At 66.7% G+C, this 23,439-nt stretch carries 21 protein-coding genes; 13 read left to right on the forward strand and 8 right to left on the reverse strand.

The window, feature by feature from the left end; genetic code table 11:
- Positions 1 to 61: 61 nt before the first annotated feature.
- Together KGQ91_RS01360 and KGQ91_RS01365 are read right to left on the reverse strand one after the other, a co-directional pair.
- On the reverse strand, positions 62 to 517 hold the full coding sequence (locus KGQ91_RS01360; RefSeq protein ID WP_224420062.1) for an aminoacyl-tRNA deacylase: 456 nt from the start codon (positions 515 to 517) through the stop codon (positions 62 to 64).
- 123 nt (positions 518 to 640) lie between these two features.
- Positions 641 to 1,015, reverse strand: coding sequence for an SPW repeat protein (locus tag KGQ91_RS01365; protein ID WP_224420063.1), 375 nt, complete (start codon positions 1,013 to 1,015; stop codon positions 641 to 643).
- A gap of 183 nt (positions 1,016 to 1,198) precedes the next feature.
- On the opposite strand from KGQ91_RS01365, the gene KGQ91_RS01370 reads away from it, so the two are divergent.
- The 4 genes from KGQ91_RS01370 (at position 1,199) to KGQ91_RS01385 (ending at position 4,192) form a co-directional block, all read left to right on the forward strand.
- Complete coding sequence (locus KGQ91_RS01370) at positions 1,199 to 1,924, forward strand: YebC/PmpR family DNA-binding transcriptional regulator (RefSeq protein WP_224420064.1); 726 nt, start codon at positions 1,199 to 1,201, stop codon at positions 1,922 to 1,924.
- Between the two features lie 128 nt (positions 1,925 to 2,052).
- A complete protein-coding gene (locus KGQ91_RS01375; RefSeq protein WP_224420065.1) occupies positions 2,053 to 2,244 on the forward strand; it encodes a DUF3008 family protein in 192 nt (63 codons plus the stop codon).
- 142 nt (positions 2,245 to 2,386) lie between these two features.
- Positions 2,387 to 3,433 (forward strand): aldo/keto reductase, encoded by a 1,047-nt coding sequence (locus KGQ91_RS01380; protein ID WP_224420066.1) that lies wholly within the window; start codon positions 2,387 to 2,389, stop codon positions 3,431 to 3,433.
- Between the two features lie 210 nt (positions 3,434 to 3,643).
- Positions 3,644 to 4,192, forward strand: coding sequence for a class I SAM-dependent methyltransferase (locus KGQ91_RS01385; protein WP_224420067.1), 549 nt, complete (start codon positions 3,644 to 3,646; stop codon positions 4,190 to 4,192).
- Positions 4,193 to 4,456: 264 nt separating this feature from the next.
- Here the strand turns inward: KGQ91_RS01385 and KGQ91_RS01390 are convergent, their stop codons facing one another.
- Positions 4,457 to 5,917: a catalase gene (locus tag KGQ91_RS01390; protein ID WP_224420068.1), complete on the reverse strand. Its 1,461-nt coding sequence runs from the start codon at positions 5,915 to 5,917 to the stop codon at positions 4,457 to 4,459.
- Between the two features lie 539 nt (positions 5,918 to 6,456).
- Between KGQ91_RS01390 and KGQ91_RS01395 the strand changes: the two genes are divergently transcribed.
- The 3 genes from KGQ91_RS01395 to KGQ91_RS01405 all read left to right on the forward strand — a co-directional run bounded on the left by KGQ91_RS01395 (position 6,457) and on the right by KGQ91_RS01405 (position 8,897).
- Positions 6,457 to 6,753 (forward strand): hypothetical protein, encoded by a 297-nt coding sequence (locus KGQ91_RS01395; protein ID WP_224420069.1) that lies wholly within the window; start codon positions 6,457 to 6,459, stop codon positions 6,751 to 6,753.
- Between the two features lie 96 nt (positions 6,754 to 6,849).
- Positions 6,850 to 7,854: a nucleoid-associated protein gene (locus tag KGQ91_RS01400; protein ID WP_224420070.1), complete on the forward strand. Its 1,005-nt coding sequence runs from the start codon at positions 6,850 to 6,852 to the stop codon at positions 7,852 to 7,854.
- A gap of 38 nt (positions 7,855 to 7,892) precedes the next feature.
- Positions 7,893 to 8,897: an NADP-dependent oxidoreductase gene (locus KGQ91_RS01405; RefSeq protein WP_224420071.1), complete on the forward strand. Its 1,005-nt coding sequence runs from the start codon at positions 7,893 to 7,895 to the stop codon at positions 8,895 to 8,897.
- Positions 8,898 to 8,956: 59 nt separating this feature from the next.
- Here KGQ91_RS01405 and KGQ91_RS01410 read toward each other — a convergent pair whose 3' ends face one another.
- Complete coding sequence (locus KGQ91_RS01410; RefSeq protein ID WP_224420072.1) at positions 8,957 to 10,213, reverse strand: dicarboxylate/amino acid:cation symporter; 1,257 nt, start codon at positions 10,211 to 10,213, stop codon at positions 8,957 to 8,959.
- A 117-nt stretch (positions 10,214 to 10,330) separates the two neighbouring features.
- On the opposite strand from KGQ91_RS01410, the gene KGQ91_RS01415 reads away from it, so the two are divergent.
- Positions 10,331 to 11,101, forward strand: coding sequence for an HAD-IIA family hydrolase (locus KGQ91_RS01415; protein ID WP_163649794.1), 771 nt, complete (start codon positions 10,331 to 10,333; stop codon positions 11,099 to 11,101).
- Positions 11,102 to 11,173: 72 nt separating this feature from the next.
- On the opposite strand, the gene yghU is transcribed toward KGQ91_RS01415, so the two are convergent.
- Positions 11,174 to 12,043 carry a glutathione-dependent disulfide-bond oxidoreductase gene (gene yghU, locus KGQ91_RS01420; protein ID WP_224420073.1) on the reverse strand — a complete coding sequence of 290 codons (870 nt, stop codon included), beginning with the start codon at positions 12,041 to 12,043 and terminating at the stop codon, positions 11,174 to 11,176.
- Between the two features lie 296 nt (positions 12,044 to 12,339).
- Between yghU and KGQ91_RS01425 the strand changes: the two genes are divergently transcribed.
- Entirely contained in the window at positions 12,340 to 14,310 is a 1,971-nt protein-coding gene (locus KGQ91_RS01425; protein ID WP_224420074.1) for a methyl-accepting chemotaxis protein, read from the forward strand.
- 50 nt (positions 14,311 to 14,360) lie between these two features.
- Here KGQ91_RS01425 and tmpT read toward each other — a convergent pair whose 3' ends face one another.
- The gene (tmpT, locus tag KGQ91_RS01430; protein ID WP_224420075.1) at positions 14,361 to 15,026 is read right to left on the reverse strand and encodes a thiopurine S-methyltransferase; all 666 of its coding nucleotides are present in this window, start codon (positions 15,024 to 15,026) and stop codon (positions 14,361 to 14,363) included.
- Positions 15,027 to 15,243: 217 nt separating this feature from the next.
- Between tmpT and KGQ91_RS01435 the strand changes: the two genes are divergently transcribed.
- The gene (locus tag KGQ91_RS01435) at positions 15,244 to 16,485 is read left to right on the forward strand and encodes an MFS transporter (protein ID WP_224420076.1); all 1,242 of its coding nucleotides are present in this window, start codon (positions 15,244 to 15,246) and stop codon (positions 16,483 to 16,485) included.
- A 3-nt stretch (positions 16,486 to 16,488) separates the two neighbouring features.
- Here KGQ91_RS01435 and KGQ91_RS01440 read toward each other — a convergent pair whose 3' ends face one another.
- Positions 16,489 to 18,183, reverse strand: a complete 1,695-nt coding sequence (locus KGQ91_RS01440) for a mechanosensitive ion channel family protein (RefSeq protein WP_224420077.1) — start codon at positions 18,181 to 18,183, stop codon at positions 16,489 to 16,491.
- Between the two features lie 244 nt (positions 18,184 to 18,427).
- The gene (locus tag KGQ91_RS01445) at positions 18,428 to 18,997 is read right to left on the reverse strand and encodes a cytochrome b/b6 domain-containing protein (RefSeq protein ID WP_224416560.1); all 570 of its coding nucleotides are present in this window, start codon (positions 18,995 to 18,997) and stop codon (positions 18,428 to 18,430) included.
- Positions 18,998 to 19,274: 277 nt separating this feature from the next.
- Here KGQ91_RS01445 and KGQ91_RS01450 point away from each other — a divergent pair, with 277 nt between their 5' ends.
- The 3 genes from KGQ91_RS01450 to KGQ91_RS01460 all read left to right on the forward strand — a co-directional run bounded on the left by KGQ91_RS01450 (position 19,275) and on the right by KGQ91_RS01460 (position 23,206).
- On the forward strand, positions 19,275 to 20,783 hold the full coding sequence (locus KGQ91_RS01450) for a DUF2252 domain-containing protein (protein ID WP_224420078.1): 1,509 nt from the start codon (positions 19,275 to 19,277) through the stop codon (positions 20,781 to 20,783).
- A gap of 226 nt (positions 20,784 to 21,009) precedes the next feature.
- Entirely contained in the window at positions 21,010 to 21,615 is a 606-nt protein-coding gene (locus KGQ91_RS01455; protein WP_224420079.1) for a hypothetical protein, read from the forward strand.
- Positions 21,616 to 21,787: 172 nt separating this feature from the next.
- Positions 21,788 to 23,206: an IS1380 family transposase gene (locus KGQ91_RS01460; protein WP_224414883.1), complete on the forward strand. Its 1,419-nt coding sequence runs from the start codon at positions 21,788 to 21,790 to the stop codon at positions 23,204 to 23,206.
- Positions 23,207 to 23,439: the final 233 nt, after the last annotated feature.

Consider the following 23,439-nt stretch of genomic DNA (forward strand, 5'->3'; position numbering starts at 1 on the left):
AACGCCCGGGCGCCACCGGCACGCCGCCCGCGACTCGCCAAGGCCCCGGATTCGGCCATGCTCACAGGGCGATTTCGACCGGATTCACCAACCGCGCGAAGGACTCGTAGGGCAGCTGCATGACCTCGGTGTGGCTGCAGGCATTGAAGGCGATCAGGTCGGCCTGGGTCAGGTGCGGCGAGACGAAGACCTCCATCCCGAAGAGGTTGCCGAACGGCGGCATCGCGCCGACCTCGCAATCCGGCAGGCTGTCCCGAAAGTCCGCCTCGCCGGCCAGCTCGACGGACCCGGCACCCACCGATCGCGCCATGCGCTGCAGGTCGACCTGGTCGCTGGCCGGCAGCACCGCCAGCGCCAGGCGGCCATCGATCGTCACCACCACGCATTTCGCGAAGTGGCGGCCGGAAACATGTACCGCCTCGGCAATCTCCTGGGCGGTATAGGCCGGGGAGTGGTGCATGATGACGTACTTGACGCCCTGCTCGTCCAGATATCGTGTCACGCGCTCCATGGACATGACGATCACCCTCGCGTTGATGGGGCAAGGCGCACCTTCAGCCCGCCGGCATGGCCAGCCGCGATACGCCGGGGAAAAGCCATCCTCGGGGAAAAGGCGGCGTCACGCCTGCCGCCTTCACCATCAGGCGGGCCTGCCGCCGTGGCCCCGGCCGCTGCCCTTCATCTCGATCAGCGACCAGATGGCATCGCCGCCGACCAGCACGCCCATGACGAAGCTGTTGAGCGCCGCATTGGTCAGTCCCAGGAAGCCCAGGACGAAGGGCGCCGCCAGCAGCCAGACGCCCAGCGCCAGCAGCAGCCACTCCTCCCACGGCTTCTGCTTCCAGATCGCCAGCGCGGACATGGCGATCAGCGCCAGGCCGACCACCAGAGTGCTCCACATCGCCAGCGACGCTGTCGCGGCAAAGCCGAGTACATAGGGGGACACCGCCAGCCAGGCGCCGAACAGCAGCATGATCCGGTCGCGCCAGCGGGAATGCAGTTGTGCGGTCTTCATGATGCACCTCCCGTCCGTCGATTGGTGACGGTCACGGTGTCGGCCGTGCCGCCTTTCTCTGGGTATAGGCGCTTCTCACGAGGTTTCCATGCGCTGGGTCAACAGACGATACGCCCCTGTTCCGTCCGGCACTTGTTGAGTAAGATGCCTGTCTTCGCTGATGACTGTGACGAGACGAACGACATGGGCAGGGCCTTCCAGAACCGCAAGGAATCCATGGCCAAGACGGCCGCCGCCAAGACCAAGGTGTACAGCAAGTACGGTCGCGAAATTTACGTCTGCGCCAAGGCCGGCGGGACCGATCCCAACGGCAACCTGGCACTGCGCGGGCTGATCGAGCGCGCCAAGAAGGACCAGGTGCCCTCGCACGTGATCGACAAGGCCATCGACAAGGCCTCGGGCGGTGGCGGCGAGGACTACTCGGCGGCGCGCTACGAAGGCTTCGGTCCCGGCAGCTGCATGGTGATCGTCGACTGCCTGACCGACAATCCCAACCGCACCTTCGGCGACGTGCGCGCCTGCTTCAACAAGGCCAAGAGCAAGCTCGGCACCCCGGGCAGCGTCAGCCACATGTTCGACCACTGCGCCATCCTCGCCTATGCCGGCGACGACGAGGAAGCCGCGCTGGAAGCCCTGATGGAAGCCGACGTCGATGTCACCGACATCGAGAACGAGGACGGCCGCATCACCGTCTTCGCCCCGCACACCGAGTATGCCAAGGCCAAGCAGGCACTGACCGACGCCTTCGGCGAGCTCGACTTCGAGGTCGACGAGATCCAGTTCATCCCGCAGACCACCACCCCGGTGGAGGGCGACGACGTGGCGATGTTCGAGAAGCTGCTCGACACCCTCAACGAGCTGGACGACGTGCAGCGCGTCTACCACAACGCGGACGTCGCCGACGCCTGAGCGCCGGCCGCCGGATCGCCGGCCGCCGGACCGCCGGATCGCTGCGGGCGTCGGCATAGCCGAGGCATCTTCGCTACGCTGATGGTCGGGGCACGACGCCCCGGCCATTCGACGACAGGAGGTGTGTCATGCCCGCCCATTCCGAAGCCCAGCAGAAGGCCGCCGGTGCCGCGCTCGCCGCCAGGCGTGGCGAGCAGAAGGTCAGTGACCTCGACGGGGCCGCCCGCTCGATGTACGACTCGATGGACGAATCCCAGCTCGAGGCGATGGCCGCCACCTCGCGCAAGGACAAGCCGAAGCACGACAACCACTCGTCCTGACTCCCCCTCCGCCTGCGGTCGTCGCGCCGACCGGCCGCAGGATCGAGCAAGGATCCGACAGGATCGCATTACCACCCCACGCCGAACGCTGCCCATACTGCCGGGTGCAAGTTGTGTCTTTCGCCACGACAGGAGTCATTGCATGCGTTATCGCCAGTTGGGCAATACCGGTCTGTTCGTTTCCGAGCTGTGCCTGGGCACCATGACCTTCGGCGGCCAGGGGGAACTGTGGAGCCAGATCGGCGACGTGCAGCAGAGCGACGCCGACCGTCTGGTCGGCCGCGCGCTGGAGGCCGGCATCAACTTCATCGACACTGCCGACGTCTACTCCGAGGGCCGCTCGGAGGTCATCACCGGCCAGGCCTTGAAGAATCTGGGCGTGCCGCGGGACGAGGTGGTGCTGGCCACCAAGGTGTTCGGCGAAACCGGCCCCGGCGTCAACGCCCGCGGGCTGACCCGCTACCACATCATGGAAGGCGTCAAGGCCAGCCTGAAGCGCCTGCAGGTCGATCACATCGACCTCTATCAGGTGCACGGCTTCGACCCGGCCACGCCCATCGAGGAAACCCTGCGCGCCCTGGACAACCTGGTCAGCCACGGCCATGTGCGCTACATCGGCGTCTCCAACTGGGCCGCCTGGCAGATCATGAAGGCCCTGGGCATCGCCGAGCGCCGCGGCCTGGCTCGCTTCGAGTCGCTGCAGGCCTACTACACCCTGGCCGGCCGCGACCTGGAGCGCGAACTGGTCCCGATGCTCGACAGCGAGAAGCTCGGTCTGATGGTCTGGAGCCCGCTGGCGGGCGGCCTGCTCAGCGGCAAGTACGGCCGCGACAAGGACGCCGAGGCCGGCAGTCGTCGCACCCACTTCGACTTCCCGCCGGTCAATGTCGAACGGGCCTATGACTGCATCGACGCCATGCGCACCATTGCCGACGCGCACGGCGTCTCGGTGGCGCGCATCGCGCTGGCCTGGCTGCTGCATCGCCCGGCGGTGACCAGCGTGATCGTCGGCGCCAAGCGGCTCGAGCAGCTCGACGACAACATCGCCGCCACCGATATTCGGCTCAGTGACGCGGAGCTGGACACCCTCGACCGCGTCAGTGCCCTGCCCCCCGAATACCCGGGCTGGATGCTGGAGCGCCAGGGCGAGGCTCGCCGCCAGCAGCTGGACGACTCGACCGGGGAATGAGCCACTGCACGGCGGCCCAGGGCCGCCGTGCAGCTCCCCTCGGACCCGCAGAAACCTTTTTCCCCGCAAGCACCGCCTTTCCGTGAGCGACACGGTGGACTACCGTGAAATGAACAGCGTTACCAAACGCTTTCGTGAACCAACGAGCCACCGCCCATGAAGCCCGCCGAGCCGACACAACGTCAGGCCCCCCCTGCCCGACAACACCAGATGGCACTATTCGCCCGCAACTTCTTCAAGCACCCGAAAATGCTGGGCTCGATCATCCCGAGCTCTCGCTTCCTCGTGCGGCGCATGCTGAATCACATCGACTGGCAGCGTACCCGGGTGCTGGTCGAGTACGGGCCGGGGGTCGGCACCTTCACCCGCGAGATCCTGAGGCAGATGCCTGCCGATGCGGCACTGATCGTGATCGAGACCAACGAGGACTTCGTCGACTACATCCAGCGTGTCTATCCCGACCCGCGCATGCAGGTAGTCCATGGCTCGGCGGCCGACATCGAGCAGATTCTCGCCGAGCGCGATCTGGGCCAGGTCGATTACGTCATCGCCGGGATTCCCTTCAGCACGTTGCCCGGGCACGTCGGCGAAAGCATCCTCAATGCGACGCGCAAGGTCATCTCTCCCGCCGGGACCTTCCTGCTCTATCAATTCTCGCCCAGACTCCTGCCCACGCTACACAGGACCTTCTCCAAGGTGAGTCGCGAGTTCGAGCCGATCAACTTCCTGCCGGCGCACTTCTATCGCTGCAAGCCCTGACCCCGGAGGCGCCCGCACACCACGGATCAGGGCGCCTTCGCTTCGACCCGCCGGATCACGTTGCCGACGTCGTCGGCCACCAGCAGCCTGCCGCGCCGGTGTGGGCAACCTGGAAGGCGTCCTTCTTCCTCGCGCTTTCTTACCGCAGCAGGGGCCAGCAGCACGCCCCTGTCAAAACCGCCCGCTGAATGACACCGGCCCGCCAACCGTGAGGTTGGCGGGCCGGGATTCAGGACCCAGGCTCCGCGGGAGCCGGCGTGCCGATCAGCCTGTCTTCGACTTCACGCCTTCCTCGATGCGCCGGCCGATCTCGGCGTCGATGTTCTTCCAGTACTCGAAGACCCGCGAGAGCACCGGCTCCTTGACGCCGCCCGCGACATGCCCGACCACGTTGTTGACCAGCCGCTCGCGGGCCGCGTCGTCCATCACCTGGTTGATCAGGGCGTTGGCCTGGCCGTAGTCGTCATCGTCGCGGCGCAGGGCGTAGGGCGCGCGCACCATCTGGCCATGGGCCTCCCAGGTGGAATCGGTGGGATAGCGCTCGCCGTCCGCCGCCGGGCCGCCCTTGGAATTGGGCGCGTAGACCGGATCGGACGCCTTGTTGATGCGCATCGCCCCGTCCTTGCTGTAGCTGTGGACCGGCGCCACCGGCGCATTGACCGGAATGTGCTTGTAGTTGACGCCGAGCCGGGCGCGGTGCGCGTCGGCATAGGAGAACACCCGGGCGACGAGCATCTTGTCCGGGCTGATGCCGATGCCGGGGACCAGGTTGTTGGGCTCGAAGGCCGCCTGCTCGATCTCGGCATGGTTGTCGGTCGGGTTGCGGTCCAGCGTCAGCTTGCCGACCTTGATCGGCGGATAGTCCTCGTGCGGCCAGACCTTGGTCAGGTCGAAGGGGTTGAACCGATAGGTATCCGCCTCGGCGAACGGCATGACCTGCACGTACAGCGTCCAGCTCGGGTGCTCGCCGCGCTCGATCGCCTCGAACAGGTCGCGGGTATGGTAGTCGCCATCCTCGCCGGCCAGCCGGTCGGCCTCCTCCTGGGTCAGGCACTCGATGCCCTGGTCGGTCTTGAAGTGATACTTGACCCAGAACTTCTCGCCCTGGGCGTTCACCCACATGTAGGTATGGCTGGAGTAGCCGTTCATGTGGCGCCAGGTCTTCGGAATGCCCCGGTCGCCCATCAGCCAGGTGACCTGGTGGGCGGACTCCGGCGACAGGGTCCAGAAGTCCCACTGCATGTCGTGATCGCGAAGGTTGTTGTCGGCACGACGCTTCTGCGAGCGGATGAAGTGCTGGAACTTCAGCGGATCGCGGACGAAGAAGACCGGCGTGTTGTTGCCGACCATGTCGTAGTTGCCTTCGCTGGTATAGAACTTCAGCGCGAAGCCGCGCGGGTCGCGCCAGGTATCCGGGCTGCCGCGCTCGCCGGCCACCGTCGAGAAGCGGCTCAGCACCTCGGTGCGGGTGCCGGGCTGGAAGACCGCCGCCCGGGTGTAGCGGCTGACGTCCTCGGTGACCTCGAAATGCCCGAAGGCACCGCTGCCCTTGGCGTGGGGCTGTCGCTCGGGGATGCGCTCGCGGTTGAATTGGGCCATCTGCTCGATCAGGTAGTGATCGTGCAGCACCAGCGGGCCGTCCGGCCCGACGGACAACGAGTGCTCGTCGCTGGCCACCGGGATGCCGGCATCGGTGGTGGTGGGCTTGCGGTTGTCGGTCGTCACGATGATTACTCCCCTTTCAATGGCCGTGGCCTGGGCAGCCACGCAATGGTGTCTCGGCCGGCGGCCGTGCCTGCAGATCCCTGCAACCGCCTGGCGCCCCGCGACCGACGATGAACCGGCCGCACGCCCCGAGAGACGAAAAACGATGGGCGCCCTGTCGGCCCGGGCCGAACAGCGCGCACGAGAGAAATTATAGAGAGTCACGCGAGTGCCTGTCCAACGCCGCCGACAGCGCCCGGCCGGCACCAGCGGCCCCGAAGGCCCGCCAGCCCTGTCACGGCGCCTGGGTCGTCTTCGTCGCCGGCCCGCACCACACGGGGGCTGGAGAGCCATCCCACGGCGCCGGCGAAGGCACGTTTCATAGCGGCGTTCGATGCCGGCCATGGTTATTATTCATCGCCTCCCACCATCGGACGGCGCCGATTCATGCCCTCGGCCTGTGCACGGGAGCAAAAAAAGGTAGGATAAAAGACGCAACAACGTCAGCAGGAGTCACGAAACACGATCGATCATTGATTCAGCCGATACGGGAGGTTCTCATGGCAGTCTACAAGCCGGAGTGGCGGTGCCTGTTCAGCGTCAGCGACGAAGCCGAAGAATCATCCACCTGGAAGGAGCGCCTCGCCTGGCGCTTGCGGGCCTTCGCGGACCGCATCGACAGCGGCGGCCGAACCCTGAAGATCGATTACTGCATCTCCCCCGACGTCAGCCGCGAGGACATCGACACCTGCCTCGGCAAGGGCTTTGAGGTCACCCAGGGCCTGCTCACGCAACTCGCCCACCAGGCCGCCTGCGAACACGTCATGCGCGACGCCAAGGCGGAACTCTACGACTGAGGCCCCTTCCCCGGAGCCGCCCGGCTCCGGGATGCCCCCTACGGCCGCTCCCGGCAACGCGTTACCATACCCGCCCATTCCCTTCGAGCGCGCGCCATGCCGATTCTCCACTGCATCGTTCACCGCATCGACAAGGCCGACGGCGAGCAACCCGCCGAGCTGACCCCCGCCGAGGCTCCCCTGGCGCCCTCGCCGCAGCTGGACGACCTGCTCGCCGAGCTGACCACTCGCTTCAACGCCAAGCGCAAGGGCTGGGGCTACTTCCGCGAGGACGCCACCGCCCGCTCGCTGGCCGCCCTGCTGCCCGCCTACCTCGAAACCGCCGAGCCCGAGGCGTTCGCCACCCTGTCCCGCCAGACGGCGGAAAGCCTGCGCGAGCTGGTCGAGCAGCAGCTGCCGACCGGTGGCTACCTGATCATGGCCCACGTCCGCCAGGGCGAGAGCGAGCACCTGACCCTGGCCCTGCTGCACGCCCGCGCCGGCTTCGGCGTGGATTCACGGCTCGCGGTGGTGCCGGTTGCCCCGCTCAACGTCAGTCAGCCCGCGCTGGCCGCGCGCATCGACCTGACCCAGATGCGTGCCGGCCAGTCGCGCCAGTATGTCGCCTTCACCCGCGACCGCGGTGGCCAGGCCCTGGTCGAGGCGTTCCGCGACTGGCTGGGCTGCGAGGAGGGTGCGGACGCCCCCGGGGAGACCCGCACCCTGCTCAAGGCCTTCAGCGACTACGTGGAAAGCGAGGCCCTGCCCGACGCGGCCGCCCGCGAGAAGACCGACGCCCTGCTCGACTACGCCAGCGACCAGGCCGGCCGCGGCGAGCCGCTGACCCTCGACGCCCTCTCCGAGCTCGTCGACGATCAGCAGCCCCGGGCCTTCTATGATTACATTCGCAACCAGGACTACGGGCTGGCGCCGGAGATCCCGCCGGACAAGCGCACCCTGCAGCAGTTCAAGCGTTTCACCGGGCGTGCCGGCGGCGTCTCGATCAGCTTCGACTCGCACCTGCTGGGCAACAGCATCGAGTACGACGCCGAGCGCGACCGACTGATCATCAAGCAGGTCCCCGACGCCCTGAAGACCCAGCTCCGGGAGCGCCGCTCCTGACGCCCCGTTCTTGCAACGCACCTCGCCAAGGAGGCTCCATGCAGTCACGCTATTTCACGCTCATCGACTACCCCGAAGGCACCCCGGCTCGCGAGCTGTTCGACCTGCGCACCCGCGAGCTGCCCGAGCTCGGCGACGGCGAGATCCGGGTGCGCAACACCTGGCTGTCGGTCGACCCCTACATGCGCGGTCGCATGAGCGGCGTGAAGACCTACGTCGACCCCTTCATCGCCGGCGAACCGCTCGAAGGCGCGGCCGTGGGCGAGGTGATCGAATCCCGCAATACGCGCCTGCCGGCGGGCACCCGGGTCAGCCACATGGCCGGCTGGCGCGACGTGGCCCAGCTGCCCGGCGACGCGGTTCATCCCCTGCCCGAGCTCGACGTGCCCGACTCCGCCTTCCTCGGTGTGCTGGGCATGCCCGGCATGACCGCCTGGACCGGGCTCAATCGCATCGCCGCCATGCGCGAGGGCGACAACGTGCTGGTCAGCGCCGCCGCCGGGGCGGTGGGGTCACTCGCCGTGCAACTGGCCAGGGCCAGGGGCGGCAAGGGCAAGGTGGTCGGCATCGCCGGCGCCCCGGAAAAGCTCGAGTGGCTGGCCTCGCTCGGCGTCGAGCCGGTGAGCTACCGTGGCAAGGACGCCGGCGAGCTCGCCGCCGACCTGCACAAGGCCTGCCCCGAGGGCTTCGATGTGGTCTACGAGAATGTCGGCGGCGCCTGCCTGGAAGCCGCCCTCGACAACCTGCGCATCGGCGCGCGCATCGCCATCTGCGGGCTGATCGACAGCTACAACGCCACGGCCCCCGCGCCCGGCCCGAGCAACCTCGCGAAGCTGCTGTTCAACCGGGCGCGCATGGAAGGCTTCATCGTCACGGACCACTGGGACCACTACCCGCACTTCCTCACCACGGTCGGTCCGCTGGTGGCCGGCGGCGAGATCACCTATCGCGAAACCGTCGAGGAAGGGCTGGAAGCCACGCCCGACGCCTTCCTCAAGCTCTTCGACGGCAGCAATACCGGCAAGATGCTGGTGAAGCTGTGATCTGAGACCGGGACCGGGGCAACGCTTCGGCCGCTCCGGTCCCCGCGGCGCCGCCCGGGTCAGGCCGCCGAATCGACAGCCGCCTCCCCGGCACGACCGGCAGACCGCCCCTCGCTGCGCGAAATGATCGCCGTACCGACCAGGTCGCCGGTGACGTTGAGCGCCGTGCAGCCCATGCCCACCAGCGCGTCGATGGAGGTCAGCAGCGCGACCGTCTCGATCGGCAGCCCCACCTGGGTGAAGACGGTGGCGATCATCACGATCCCGGCGCCCGGCACCCCGGCGGTGCCGATCGAGGTCAGCGTGCCGATCACCACGATCTCGAGCATGCTGGTCAGATCGAGCGGCGCACCGATCACGTTGGCGGCGAATACCGCCGAGATGGCGATGCGGATCGCCGCGCCGTCCATGTTGATGGTCGCTCCCAGCGGCAGGCTGACGCCGTAGACGCTGCGCGGCAGTTGCAGGCGCCGGGCGGCGTCGAGGGTCAGCGGCAGCGTGCCCGAGCTGCTCTGGGTGGCAAAGGCGGTGGCCATCGGCGTACGCGCCTCGCGGAAGAAGTCGCCCAGGCGCACGCCGAACAGCCCCATCAGCACGGCATAGATGACCAGCTGCACCGCCAGGGCGATATACAGCACCGCCACCATGTCGCCCAGCGAGAGGAGCGTGTTCAGGCCCTGCCGGCCCACCGTCTCGGCGACGATGGCGAACACGCCGATGGGCACGTACTGCAGCACGCCGCCCATCACCCGCAGCGTCACCTCGTTCAGAGCCTCGATCACCCGATACAGACGCTCGCCCAGCTCGCCCTGGCTCTCCGAGGTGCGCAGCATCAGCAGCGCGATGCCAAAGACGATGGCGGTGAAGATGATGCCCAGCAGATTCACCTCGGCGAAGGCCGAGACGATGTTGTCGGGCACGATGCTCAGCAGCACGTGCACGACACCCGGGTTCTCGGGCACATCGATCTGCGCACCTTCGTCCAGCGTCATGCCGCTGCCCGGCGCGAACAGCGTGGCCACGGCCAGGCCGACAGTGATCGCCAGGGCCGAGGTGGCCACATAATAGGCCAGCAGCTTGCGGCCCGTGCGGCCCAGGCTGCCGCGCTCGCCCTGGTTGATGCCGACCATCAGCGTGAACAGCACGATCGGCACGATCAGGAACTTCAGCAGCCGCAGCAGCAGATCGCCGAACGGCGCCAGCCAGTCGGCGGCCGTCGGCCCGCCGACCAGGCCGACGATCACGCCCAGTACCAGCGCGATGCTTACCCGCAGGATCAGCGACGCGTTCCGATAGGTCCGCCACAATGCTTTCACGATGATGTCTCCTCTGTCGCGACCGATACCCGTCGCGTGTCGTCAATTGATCGAAGGCTGCGTCCCGGCGCGATTCTTCGTATGCTGGCAGCACCACGAGCACGAGGACCTTCGGCGATGACCCAACGCACCCTGGACTGCTGGCTGACCGACATGGACGGCGTGCTGATCCACGAGGATCGCGCCCTGCCCGGCGCGGCCGAGCTGATCGACCACTGGCGCAGCCAGGGCACGCCCTTCCTGGTGCTCACCAACAACTCCATCTACACCCCGCGGGATCTGAGCGCCCGGCTGGCGCGCATCGGTCTCGAGGTGCCGGAAGAACGCATCTGGACCTCGGCGCTGGCCACCGCCGCCTTCCTGCGCGACCAGTGCCCCGGGGGCTCGGCGTTCGTGATCGGCGAAGCCGGCCTGACCACGGCCATCCACGAGGCCGGCTTCGTGATGACCGACGTGGCCCCGGATTTCGTGGTACTGGGCGAGACGCGCACCTACTCCTTCGAGGCGATCACCCGGGCGATCCGCCTGATCGAGGACGGCGCGCGCTTCATCGCCACCAACCCGGACGTCACCGGCCCCAGCCCCGAGGGGCCGATGCCGGCCACCGGCGCGGTGGCGGCCCTCATCACCGCCGCCACCCGGCGCCAGCCCTACTACGTGGGCAAGCCCAACCCGATGATGTTCCGCTCGGCGCTCAATCGCCTCGGCGCCCATTCCGAGCGCACCGGGATGATCGGCGACCGCATGGACACCGACGTGGTGGCGGGCATCGAGGCGGGGCTGCACACCGTGCTGGTGCTCAGCGGCATCGCCACCCGCGACGACGTGGAGCGCTACCCCTACCGGCCGCGGGAGATCCTCGACTCGGTGGCCGACCTGCTGCCCTGAGCGCCAAGCACGAAAAGCACGGACGCCCGACCCCTTGCAGGGCCGGGCGTCGCGTACGGGCACGCGGCCCGTTCAGGATGACTGCAGCTTGTCCTGCGTGCGCGTCTCGAAGTCGCTGGCGTCGTGGCGCTCGTGGAGCTGGGTTTCCGGCTCGCCGAAGGTACGGTTGACCATGCGCCCGCGCTGCACTGCCGGGCGGGCAGCAATTTCCTTCGCCCAGCGCACCACGTTGGTGTACTCCTGCACCTGCAGGAATTCCGCCGCGTCGTAGATCCGGCCCAGCACCAGCTGGCCATACCAGGCCCAGTTGGCGATGTCGGCGATGGTGTAGTCGTCGCCGGCCAGGTAGCGGCTCTCGGCCAGGCGCCGGTCGAGCACGTCGAGCTGGCGCTTGACCTCCATCGCATAGCGGTCGATGGGGTACTCGAGCTTCTCCGGGGCGTAGGCGTAGAAATGCCCGAAACCGCCGCCCAGGAAGGGCGCGCTGCCCATCTGCCAGAACAGCCAGTTGAGCGTCTCGGTGCGCGCGGCGTGTTCCGTGGGCAGCAGGGCGCCGAACTTCTCGGCCAGATACAGCAGGATCGACCCTGACTCGAACACCCGGGTCGGCGGCTGGGTGGAATGATCCATCAGCGCCGGGATCTTCGAGTTGGGATTGACCGCCACGAAGCCGCTGCCGAACTGCTCGCCCTCGCCGATATCGATCAGCCAGGCGTCGTATTCGGCGTCATGACCGAGGGCCAGCAGCTCCTCGAACATCACCCCGGCCTTGACCCCGTTGGGCGTGGCCAGCGAATAGAGCTGGAACGGATGCTTGCCGACCGGCAGTTCCTTGTCGTGGGTCGGCCCCGCGACGGGGCGGTTGATGCTGGCGAACTTGCCGCCGCTGGCCTTTTCCCATTTCCAGACCTTCGGCGGCGTGTACTCGGTACCCTGGCTCATTCGGCCTCCTGCATCGAAACATGGACTCGGACCTTGCCGGACGGCAGCCTGTCGTGCCGCCGCCTGAAAAGGTAGTTTGTTAACCATTGGGGTGCGACCCGGCCACTTCAAGTCTCTCGCCATTTAGATCTCAGGCACCCCGGCCACCATGGTTCCCGAACAGCTTAAGTTTTCTTTAAGCAGGCCGATAGCACTCGTCCTGCAGGCGGCTCACCACCTGTAACAACAACGATACCCCCTCCCTTTCGCTACCTCGAAACTCGGATCTATAGGGAAGACCTCTCATGAGGCATGTCATGCAGCACCTTTCCATGAAGCGCAAGTTCCTGCTGGTACTCGCGCTTCCCATACTGGCGATGCTCTACTTCGCCATCAGCGGTGCCATCGCGCGCCAGCAGATCGCCACGGGCATGGACCGGCTTTATGCCTTGACGTCGCTGGCACAGCGGGCAGGCAACCTGGTTCATCAACTGCAACGCGAACGGGGGATGACCGCCGGCTTTCTCGGCAGTCAGGGGGAACACTTCGGAGAGCGCCTGAGGGAACAGAGAATCACGTCCGATCAGCAGCTTGCCCGTTTGCAGGAGACACTGGCCGCCATCGATGCCCGGCAACTGGGCCAGGCAGCCGGTGACAGCATCACCAGGGCGCAACATGCCCTGAACAACCTTCAGGCCATGCGCCGGCAGGTGGACACCCTGAGCGTTTCTCTCCCTGAAGCCCTGGCCTACTACACCGGAATCGACAATGCACTGGTGGCGCTGGCCGGCCGGCTCAGCCACCAGGCCGACGATGCCGATATCGCCCGGCGCCTGACCGCTTACTACGAGCTGTTGAAGGCCAAGGATCTGGCAGGCATCGAGCGTGCACTGCTGGCCAACGCCTTTGCAGCCGACGCGATGTCGACGGAGGCCTATCGCCGCTTCCTTCGCCTGCTGGGCCAAGAGACCGCGGCGCTGGACAGTTTCCAGGTACTGGCCAAGCCGGCGCTGGTCGAGCGCTACCAGCGGGCACTCTCCGGCCCGGAGATCGCGCGCCTGAACGACCTGCGCAAGCTGGCCACCGACCGTGCCACTCAGGGCAACTTCGGCGTCGACCCGCAGCAGTGGTTCGACTCGCAGACCGTCAAGCTCGAGCGCCTGAAGGGCATCGAGGATGCGGCTGCCGAGGGTATCCTCGCGCAAGCCGGCCGCCTGCGGCATTCGGCCAGCGCCGCCCTCTGGGCCTATATCGCCGTGGCGCTGATCGTCCTGCTTCTGACCCTGGCGCTGGCCCTGCTCATCGTGCGCAGCATCCTCCTGCCGCTGCAGCGCAACCTGCAGGCAATCCAGTCCCGCGGCGGCGACCTGACCCAGCGCCTCGACGCGACGGGCAGCGATGAACTGGCGCGCCTCTATCAGGTCTTCAACAAGGCCACCGAAGACACGGAAGCCCTGGTGGCACGGATTCGTCACAACGCGCAATCCATCGACCTGGCCAGCGGCGAAATCGCCCAGGGCAACCAGGACCTGGCCCAGCGAACCGAAGAGCAGTCGGCTTCACTGGTGGAAACGGCCTCCAGCATGGAGCAGATGACCTCGACCGTGCGCAATACCGCCCAGCACGCCGATCAGGCACAGACCTTGTCAAAGGCAGTCACCGAGCAGGCTCTCGAAGCACAGAAGATCGCGGATCAGGCGCGTGACGCCATGCACGGTATCGATGCCGCCAACCAGGAGGTCACCGCCATCGTCGGCACCATCGACAGCATCGCCTTCCAGACCAACCTGCTGGCGCTCAACGCCTCCGTCGAGGCCGCCCGTGCCGGCGAACATGGCAAGGGCTTCGCCGTGGTGGCGGAGGAAGTCCGCAAGCTGGCCAGCCGCAGCGCCGACGAAGCCGGGCGGATCCGCAAGCACATCAACCACAACGTCACCACCATCGAGCGGGGCAACACGCTGGTCGGCGATACCCACGCGGCGCTCGCGGAGATCACCACACGCATCGAGCAGGTCTCGTCGCTGGTCGCGGATATTTCCAACGCCTCCATGGAGCAATCATCCGGGATCGAGCAGATCAACCAGGCCGTGGCCCAGCTCGACGAAGTGACGCAGCAGAACGCCGCGCTGGTCGAACAGGTGGCCGCCGCCAGCCGTTCGCTCAACGAGCAGGCCAATGACATGGTGGGCAGGGTCGAGCACTTCACCGTCAACGACGGGCGGGCCCCGGCCTCACTGCCGCACGCGGCCTCCCGTGTACAGCATCGCCCGGCAACCGAAATCGCCTGATAGCCACGGGGCGGTCAGGCACCAGGAGGCCTGACCGCCCCCAACCCCCATCAGACGACCGCCCCTGACCGCTCCAGCCGCCAGGCGACCTCCATGAAGCGCGTCACCCCGGCCTCGCGAAAGCGCGCCTGATGGGCGATCACGTCCTTGCGCGACAGCTCGGTCAGCGCGTAGGCACCACCGTAGAGGCGGTGAAGCTCGTCCGGCAGCACCGGGAACGGCGGCCCGTCCATCTCCCGCGGGTCATACTCGAAGGTGATCAGCAGCTGCGGTGCCTCGCCCGACAGCGCCAGCACCTTGGCCACGTAGGTCTTGCGCATCGGCTCCGGCAGCGCCACCAGCGCCGCGCGATCATAGACCAGGTCCACCCGGCCCAGCGCCCCGGCCGGCAGCGCAAAGATGTCGCCCTGGAAGACGGTCAGCCCGCCGTGATGCCAGCGTCGTCCACCTTTCCAGTCATCGATCGTCGGTTCGACATCGAGCTCTTCGAACAGCTGGCCGACCGCCAGCTCGCTCAGTTCCGCCCCCACCACCTCGTGCCCCTGAGCCAGCAGCCAGCCGATATCGCGCGTCTTGCCGCACAGCGGCACGAAGATCCGCGCCCCGGCCGGCAGGTCGAAGCCGGGCAGGTGGCGCTCGAGAATCGGGTGCACGAAGGGCAGGTGAAAGCCCAGCTGGGCGTTCTGCCAGCGGGACCGCCAGAAGTCGGGTTCCATCGAGCTACTCCGGTTGAGGATCAGAGAGCCCCGAGTATGCCGCACACGCCCGAGGGATGGCACCCGCCGGCCCGACGCGCAATCTGGTAGCCTACCGGCACACCATGCGACCCCTCGCCGCCTTTCCTGCCCGCTACCGGAACACCGCCATGCCCTGCCCCGTCGCCTCTCGCCGCTCTCCCCTCGCCCGCACCGACCGCCCGAGACGAATCCACGCATGAGCGACACCCGCCTGTTCCGCTCGCTGCGCGTCTACAACTACCGGCTGTGGGCCGTCGGCGCGCTGGTTTCCAACATCGGCACCTGGATGCAGCGGGTCGCCCAGGACTGGCTGGTGCTCAGCGTGCTGACCGCCAACAACGCCAGTGCGGTGGGCATCACCATGGCGCTGCAGTTCGGCCCGCAGCTTCTGCTGCTGCCGCTGACCGGCTACGCCGCCGACCGCTTCGACCGCCGCCGGCTGATCCGGCTCACCCAGACCCTGCAGGGCCTGCTGGCGCTGGGCCTGGGGCTGCTTACCGTGACCGGTGTGGTGACGCTGTGGCAGGTCTACGCCTTCGCGCTCGGACTGGGCTGCGTCAGCGCCTTCGACGCGCCGGCCCGCCAGACCTTCGTCAACGACCTGGTGGGCGAGCGCTACCTGGCCAACGCCGTGGCACTCAACTCCACCTCCTTCAACAGCGCGCGGATGATCGGCCCTGCCGTGGCCGGCCTGCTGATCGCCGCCGTGGGCACCGGCTGGGTGTTCCTGATCAACGCCGCCTCCTTCGCGGTGATGCTGGTCGCACTGAGCCGCCTGCGCCGTGCCGAGCTGCACCGGGTCGAACGCCCGGCGCGCCGGGCCGGCGGGCTGACCGAGGGCTTCCGCTACGTGGGCCGCCGCCGCGACCTGCTGTGGATGCTGGTAATGCTGGCGCTGATCGGCACCTTCGGCTTCAATTTCCCGATCTACATCTCCACCATGTCGGTCCGCGTGTTCGGCGGCGACTCCAGCCAGTACGGCCTGCTCAGCTCCTGCCTGGCCCTCGGCTCGGTGAGCGGCGCCCTGCTCGCCGCCCGCCGCGAACGCCCGCGCGTGCGCCTGCTCGGCCTGGCCACCCTGGCCTTCGGCCTCGGCTGCGCCCTCGCCGCCCTGGCTCCCGGCCCCTGGCTGTTCGCCGGGGCGCTGGTGCTGATCGGCTTCTCGGCGCTGACCTTCAACACCACCGCCACCGCGCTGCTGCAGCTGGCCACCGAGCCGACCATGCGCGGGCGCATCATGGCCCTGCGCATCGCCGTGACCATGGGCGGCACGCCGGTGGGCGCCCCCATCGTCGGCTGGATCGCCGATCACGCCGGGCCGCGCTGGGCGCTGGCCGTGGGTGCCGCTGCCGGGGTGAGCGCCGCCGCCATCGGGGGCCTGCTGGTGCTGCGTGCCCGACGCGCGGCCCGGCGGCAGGCGCACCGAGAGGCCGCCTGAGCATCACCGCTCCCGGTCGGCGTCGTCTCCGCCTGTGGCTTCCTCGCGGCTGACGACCATCCCCTCGCGCGGCCACCACTCCGGATGCTCCTCGCGGATGAAGCCCATCAATCGCTCGCGGATGTTCATCTCCGCCACCCAGCCGGCGAAGGGGTCCGAGGTCATCAGGTAACAGCTGAACGTCTGCGCCATGCCGGCCTGCCCCGTCACGTAACAGCACAGCTTGTGATGCTCGATGACGTTGTCCTCCGCCTGGGCATACTCCATGAACTTCTCCCGCAGACACGGGATATCCGCGCTCAGGTGCACGGTCAGCACCAGGCTGCGGTACTCCTTGGCGTTCTTGACCGAGAGGTTCTCGAACGGCTTGGAGACGAAGTACGTGACCGGCACGATCACCCGCCGTTCGTTCCACGAGCGCAGGCGGATGAAGGTGTAGAAGATGCCTTCCACATGGCACCACTGGCCTTCGAACATCACCAGGTCGCCGATACGGATGGACTTCGCCAGCGACAGCTGAAACGACGACAGGATGTTGCCCAGCACGGCCTGGCCGGCGATACCCACCAGCACCGTCAGCACACTGGCCGAGGCCAGCAGCGACATGCCCAGCGTCTCGAAGAGCCGGATCTGGCTCAGCACGTAGACCGTCACGGCGGTGACCGTGACCAGGATGATCAAGCGACGCAGCGCGTAGAGCGTGGTCAGCAGCTTGCGATCGTCCTTGTGCTTGGTGTCGTCGATCTGCCCCATCAGGTGCCGGGTCATGCGCAGCATGAAGGTATCGACCAGGCGAATCGCGATGGTCCCCGCGCCCCAGGCCATGATGGCGATCAACAGCACCCGGAAGGTCGTGGTGACCACCGCCGAGAAGGACACCACGTAATCCAGCAGCGCCTGGGTCACCAGCGACATGACGATGAGCGCCACCGGCATGCGGATCTGGCTGGCGAAGATGCTGACCGAGCCGGATGGCAGAAAGCGCTTGATCAGGCCGACCAGCCGGTAGATCCACCAGCCCGCCAGGCCGACCGCCACCAGCACGAGGGGAATGGCGATCCACTCCCAGATCTTGAGCGGCCCGAACGCCGTCTTCAGGGACTTGGGAATGTACGACTCCAGGAACGAGGGGCCGTACTTCTCGTAGAGCAGCGGCACCGAGGCCACGCTGTCCGGCATGACCAGCCACACCGGCTCCCGATCGCCCACCCGATAGCGGCCCAGCCGGATATCGTAGGTTTCTCCCTGGGCGGTGAGCGAGGCCAGCTTGATGTTGCGGCGTGGCTTGCCCGCGTGGGGTCGCTTGTCCGCCGGATGCTCGGTGGCGGCGTCCTGGCGGCCGGGCAGGCTGGATACCTCGAGCCACTCGCCGCGCCTGAGCACTTCGGACAACTGTCGGGCGAGCCTGCCGCCACGCTTGCGCTGCTCCGCCGGCTCCAGCTTGGAGAGGTTGAGGATATGCGCCGCCGCGCCGAAGTTTTCCTGTTTCGTCAGTTCCAGAAAGCTGCGGATCGCCTCCCGCGGTGTCGAGCGCTTGACCACATCGGGCGCCTCGCCCAGTCCCGCATTCAGTGAATCGACGGAGAACCAGAGCGCCGACTTTTCCTCCTCGTCCGTCGTCTGCGCCAGGCACAGGCCGGAAAGTAGCAGCGCCACTGCGGCCACCAGCCACAGCCGCCATGAGCCGTTTTTCGTCATGCATCCCTACCCCGTCGGTGAATCCTCCCTGGCCGCCCCCTTGGGCCGGCAGCCGCTTCAGTACAGCGCAGCGGTCACGGTCGCGTCCACAACATGCGTTGGCAAGTGCTGACTATCGACGGCAGGCTGAGTGACACCAGATTCGCCACGCGGGCAGGCGTAAAAAAGCCCTCCGACCAGGGGTGGAGGGCAAGCGAGAGCATGCCGGATGAGACGCCGGCAGCGGCGCCGGCAGCGGCGCCGGCTACGGGCTGGGGAAACGCGAACGGAAAAAGATGTGCAGGATACCCATGGCACCATGACCGATGATGTAGGCCTCGATCAGCCCGGTCAGCAGGGCATGGACCTCCCCCGCCTGATGCGCCCAGGACAGGTGATAGCTCCAGGAAAGAAACCAGGTGAAGCCCGAGAACACCACCAGCAGCAGCGCTCCCAGCCCCAGGCCATGCATGATGGCCGCCAGCCCGCCGGGACCCGGCTCCGGCATGCGCAACCGCAGCAGTGTCCGCAGGTCGGCCATCAACGGCGCGAAATCGCCGACCAGCCAGGGAAAGTAGTATTTCAGGCCACGATGCCGGATCACCGCGACCAGGAAGGTCAGCGAAATCGGCACCAGCAGCAGGCCCATGCCGATATGCAGCCAGGTGCCGTAGCGCTCGGGGAACTGGCTGGCCACCTCGCCATGGGAGAACCCCATGAAGTTGCTGAGGATGATCTGGCCGATCACCATCGACAGCACGGTCAGGTGGAACGTCAGCACGAGCGGCGTCTGACGCTCCCGAAAGTACCCCATGGTGGTGCCTACCACGTTCATTCGCCCTTCCCCCACGTTGCGTATCCGGTCGGCGACCCTGTTCTGGTTCTGCCGACGCCCTTGGCTCCGGCGACCGATGACTCGCCGAGTGTCGTGATATCACCATCACCTTAGCTTCAGCTTAAGGAATTGGGTACGCGCCGTGCGATGAGGCCCGGCATCACGCTTCACCGGGCCGTGACATCTCGACTGCATGCAGCCGACGCGCGGGTCGTCCATGCTGAAGGCATCGATACCCCCTCGGATTCGAGAAGAGACGAGACAGGAAGGGAATCCCATGTCGAAGAATACGAAACGTACGCGCAAGGCCCTCTACGAACAGGCTCGGGAACGCGAGATCCCCGGGCGCTCCTCGATGAGCAAGGCGGAACTGGCGGCAGCGCTGGAACGTGAGCCCGCCGACGAGGCCGGGCCGGTGGTGGCCACGCGCGTCGAGACCTTTCGCCGCCTGGCCGAGGCCGTGGCCGCCGGCGAGTTCGTGCTGCAACCCCGCGCGCTGAGCGGTCACGACCGTCGCCTGCACGTGCGCCAGACCCTGCGCGAGGACCACAGGACACGCATCGCGGCGTCCTCCGAGGAAGCCGCGATCAAATTCGACACGCTGGCGGAATCGCTGTTCTCGTTCTTCCGCGGCACGGCGCTGCTGTTCTACCGCGACATGGCCGGCGACGATGCCTGGATGCCCACCGTGCTCACGCTCGGCGACGTCCACCCGGAGAACTTCGGCGTCATGCCCAACGCGGACAACGTGCCGATCTTCTCGGTCAACGACTTCGACGAGGCCTACTACGCGCCCTTCACCTGGGACATCAAGCGCGGCGCGGTCGGCTTCCTGATCGCCGCGGAGGCCGAAGGCGAGCTCAAGCGCAAGCACCGCATCACGATCGTTCGCCGCTTCGTGCAGGGCTACATCGATGCCATGCAGCGGCTGGCCCACGAGGGCACCGAGCGCGACGAGGAGATGCGCCTCGACAACGCCCCGAAGCTGATCCGCAAGCTGCTCGAGGACGCCGACGAGCGTCGCGCCGAGTGGCTGGCCGACGACTACCTCGACGAGACGAAACGCGGCTTTCGCGCCACCGAGGAGCTGGTGCCGATCTCGTCGCGCCGCGACGAGTTCCAGGCCATCACCGACCGGCTGGTCAGGGAGAACGCCATCGAGGTGCCGCCGCGCGCCCGGGTGAACGGTGAGACAGGCATGCACGTGAAGGACGTGGCGATCCGCCGTGGCCAGGGCACCGCCTCGCTGGGGCTCAACCGCTATTACGTGCTCATCGAGGGCCCGGCGGGCGACGGCACCGACGACCTGATCATCGAATACAAGCAGGCCCGCCGCTCGGCGCTGGCCGGGCTGGTGCCGCCCTCCGCCTACGAGATGGACAGCCGCGCCGAGCGCATCAGCCACGCCCAGGGCGTGCACCTGGTGCGCGGCGACGTCTTCTACGGCCACGTCGAGTTCGACGGCCTGAGCTACATGTCCCGCGAGCGCGCGCCGTTTCGCGATGACATCGACCTCGACGACTTGTCCAGGAGCCAGTGGAAAGACTACGCCGGCATCTGCGGCCGTGTGCTCGCCCACGTGCATGCGCTCTCCGATGAGTCCGGACGGATCGACCACGACGTCGAACCGGCGATCATCAACGCCATCGGGCCGCCGGCGCTGTTCGTCGAGGACATGCTGGAATACGCCCGTGAGGCCGCCGATCGGGTGCGCCGCGACCATGCGCTGTTCCGCGACGACCACGCGCGGGGCGCGTTCACGCGGCTGGACTGGGCGCATCGGTAACAAGGGAAGACTTGGAGCTCGGATTGACCAGCGCTCCTCTACCCGCTCTCGCGCCACGTCCCGCCCGCTCGCTCGCGGAGCACCAAAATTGTTATTTGCAAAATACCGACGCCTTCTACACTGGGAAGTGGCCGCAAGGCTCTCTGGCAGACGCCGACAAAGAGCAACCGATAGCAAAAAACTACGGCTGTTGTCGGCAGCATGGTGTGGATGACAAGGAGCCCGGATGCTCAATCCCACCAGAGAGGACAACAGACTGGATCAAATACGGATGTTAACAAGAGGTGTTATTATGAATAAGTTTGTAAACGCTTCTCTGCCTGTGCTGGTTGGAGCTTCTCTTCTGTTTGCCTCCTCTGCCATGGCTCAAGGGATAGGCCCGGCGACGGGTGACCGGGAATTCTCCATCTCCGGTACCGGCAGCAGCAACAAGGACTTTGACAACGGCACCTTCGGTGTTTCCGGCGACTACGGCTGGTACCTGTCCGATCGCACGCTGGTGGGCCTGCGCCAGAGCGTCAACTTTGCCGACGTGCAAGGCGACAGTGACAACACCTGGAACGGCAGCACGCGGGGCTTTGCCGATTACCACTTCGGTCGCGGCGCGGCCCGGCCCTTCGTGGGCGCCTCGCTCGGCGGCATCTATGGCGACGGCGTGAAGGACACCGGCATCGCCGGCCTGGAAACCGGCCTCAAGTACTACATGCTGCCTTCCACCTTCATCCAGGGCCGGGCCGAGTACCAGTTCCTGTTCGACAGCAGCAACAGTGCGCAGGACAACTACGACAATGGCGCCTGGGCCTATACCATCGGCATGGGCATCAACTTCTGATCAGCCATGATTCCATGATCGTGAAGTGACCTAATTGGGCACGGACACCCCGATACGCCTCATGGCGGAGGCGATCGGGGTGTTCGTGTTTCTGGAGACGCGACACCCCGGCTCATTCATGAGACCGACCTGAAAACGAAGATGGCGAGTGGTTTTCTCTTGTAGAATCAGGATGTTCCTGGCAGAACACGATTCAAGAGGACCACTCGCCATGGGTGAAACCCTAACGACCTGGTCGCCCTCGTGCAACGGCTCTGTCCGTGTCGAGCTCGATGGCCAGCGCACCACCAGCGACAGCGGCGCTCTGTTGCTGCGTGAAGCCCTCGACAACAGCGGCGTGATCGAGGCGCTGGAAGACAATCTGGTCGATCGGCGCCACCCGCTGCGTATCCGCCATTCGCTGGCCAGCCAGCTGCGCACCTTGGTGCTGCAGCGCGCGATGGGATGGATCGACCTCAGCGATACCGACACACTGCGCCGTGACCCGCTCTGGCAGTTGGCCTGCAGCGATGCTCGCGGCATGACGCCTTTGGCGCAGGAGCGGCCGTCTCAAGCCACATTGTCACGGCTGCTGACCTGCCTCGGGCGTAACGACAACATTGATGCCGTGCACGAAGGCCTGCTGCGACTGGTGGTCTGGCGTCTGACCTCACTGAAGAATGGTGAACGGCCCGAACAGTTGACCCTGGATATCGATGGCCTGCCGATCGAGGTTCATGGCTATCAGGGTGGCTCGGCGTTTCATGGTCTTTACGGTGCACGGATCTACTCGCCGCTGGTCGCCTCGTTGGCCGAGACCGGCGACATGGTGGGCGGCCTGTTGCGCGAGGGCAACGCCGGCCCGGCCGAGAATGCCGATACCTGGATTCCACACCTGGTACGCCGGCTCAACGAGAGCCTCGGGGCCAGAGTTCGGGTGCGCATCGATGCGGGCTTCACCGACAACGACACGCTGGAAGCCCTGGAAGATCGCGGCATCGAGTATCTGGGCCGACTGCGCAGTCACTCGGGGCTTCAGAAGCTGGCGGCGCCGTACCTGAAGCGGCCGCGAGGCCGGCCACCCGAACAGCCTCGGGAGTGGTGCCACGACCTGGAGTACCAAGCCGGTTCCTGGCCGGCGCCACGGCGCGTGGTGCTGGTGGTGCAGGAACGCCCCGATGATCTGCTGCTGCATGCTTTCTTCCTGGTCACCAACCTCGGCAAGTTCGCCTGGCCGCCTGAGAAGGTCCTGGCGCTCTACCGCAAGCGCGGCAGTGCCGAGGCCCACATGGGCGAGGTGAAGTCCGCGCTCGACGTACACCTCTCATCGACGGATCGGGGCGCTTCCACCGTCCAGGACGTGATGGCCCGCAACGAGGTGAGCCTGCTGCTGAATCTCTACGCCTACCAGGTCCTGCATGGGCTGCGGCGCTTACTGGAGAGTCGGACACACCAAGGGTGGAGCCTGAGCCGGATGCGCGAGCAGGTGCTCAAGGTCGCCGCCACACTATCGCTGCACGCCAGGCGCATCACCGTTCACCTTGGTGACGCTGCCGACAAATGGTGGCCTACCTTGCTGAAGGGGCTGCCGAGACTGACCGTGCTGAGCTGACGCCCCAGCGAGACCACTTCAGCACCTGGAATCGAGCGACCGCAGCAGCGGCCGGCGGTCACGGCTGCTTTGACGGCGGCGATTGATTCTATGCTGTTATATAAAGCGGGAAGAGAAACAGCCTTCAGGCATAAATCAGTGGGCTCTGACGCCGGAGATACCGATCATGATGAGAGCTGCCTCTGGCCAGCAGCTTCAGACCGCCCGATCAGAGCCCTCGTGAATGAGGCGGG

The organism is Modicisalibacter tunisiensis (genome assembly GCF_020148005.1).
GTDB lineage: Bacteria > Pseudomonadota > Gammaproteobacteria > Pseudomonadales > Halomonadaceae > Modicisalibacter > Modicisalibacter tunisiensis.

What these genes read in the sequence shown, in the direction of transcription:
- KGQ91_RS01435 (WP_224420076.1), top strand. Translation starts at nt 15,244, where the DNA reads ATGAGCGACACCCGCCTGTTCCGCTCGCTGCGCGTCTACAACTACCGG.
- KGQ91_RS01375 (WP_224420065.1), top strand. Translation starts at nt 2,053, where the DNA reads ATGCCCGCCCATTCCGAAGCCCAGCAGAAGGCCGCCGGTGCCGCGCTC.
- yghU (WP_224420073.1), bottom strand. Translation starts at nt 12,043, where the DNA reads ATGAGCCAGGGTACCGAGTACACGCCGCCGAAGGTCTGGAAATGGGAA.
- KGQ91_RS01385 (WP_224420067.1), top strand. Translation starts at nt 3,644, where the DNA reads ATGGCACTATTCGCCCGCAACTTCTTCAAGCACCCGAAAATGCTGGGC.
- KGQ91_RS01380 (WP_224420066.1), top strand. Translation starts at nt 2,387, where the DNA reads ATGCGTTATCGCCAGTTGGGCAATACCGGTCTGTTCGTTTCCGAGCTG.
- KGQ91_RS01395 (WP_224420069.1), top strand. Translation starts at nt 6,457, where the DNA reads ATGGCAGTCTACAAGCCGGAGTGGCGGTGCCTGTTCAGCGTCAGCGAC.
- KGQ91_RS01450 (WP_224420078.1), top strand. Translation starts at nt 19,275, where the DNA reads ATGTCGAAGAATACGAAACGTACGCGCAAGGCCCTCTACGAACAGGCT.
- KGQ91_RS01365 (WP_224420063.1), bottom strand. Translation starts at nt 1,015, where the DNA reads ATGAAGACCGCACAACTGCATTCCCGCTGGCGCGACCGGATCATGCTG.
- KGQ91_RS01360 (WP_224420062.1), bottom strand. Translation starts at nt 517, where the DNA reads ATGTCCATGGAGCGCGTGACACGATATCTGGACGAGCAGGGCGTCAAG.
- KGQ91_RS01415 (WP_163649794.1), top strand. Translation starts at nt 10,331, where the DNA reads ATGACCCAACGCACCCTGGACTGCTGGCTGACCGACATGGACGGCGTG.
- KGQ91_RS01460 (WP_224414883.1), top strand. Translation starts at nt 21,788, where the DNA reads ATGTTCCTGGCAGAACACGATTCAAGAGGACCACTCGCCATGGGTGAA.
- KGQ91_RS01400 (WP_224420070.1), top strand. Translation starts at nt 6,850, where the DNA reads ATGCCGATTCTCCACTGCATCGTTCACCGCATCGACAAGGCCGACGGC.
- KGQ91_RS01440 (WP_224420077.1), bottom strand. Translation starts at nt 18,183, where the DNA reads ATGACGAAAAACGGCTCATGGCGGCTGTGGCTGGTGGCCGCAGTGGCG.
- KGQ91_RS01445 (WP_224416560.1), bottom strand. Translation starts at nt 18,997, where the DNA reads ATGAACGTGGTAGGCACCACCATGGGGTACTTTCGGGAGCGTCAGACG.
- tmpT (WP_224420075.1), bottom strand. Translation starts at nt 15,026, where the DNA reads ATGGAACCCGACTTCTGGCGGTCCCGCTGGCAGAACGCCCAGCTGGGC.
- KGQ91_RS01425 (WP_224420074.1), top strand. Translation starts at nt 12,340, where the DNA reads ATGCAGCACCTTTCCATGAAGCGCAAGTTCCTGCTGGTACTCGCGCTT.
- KGQ91_RS01455 (WP_224420079.1), top strand. Translation starts at nt 21,010, where the DNA reads ATGCTCAATCCCACCAGAGAGGACAACAGACTGGATCAAATACGGATG.
- KGQ91_RS01405 (WP_224420071.1), top strand. Translation starts at nt 7,893, where the DNA reads ATGCAGTCACGCTATTTCACGCTCATCGACTACCCCGAAGGCACCCCG.
- KGQ91_RS01370 (WP_224420064.1), top strand. Translation starts at nt 1,199, where the DNA reads ATGGGCAGGGCCTTCCAGAACCGCAAGGAATCCATGGCCAAGACGGCC.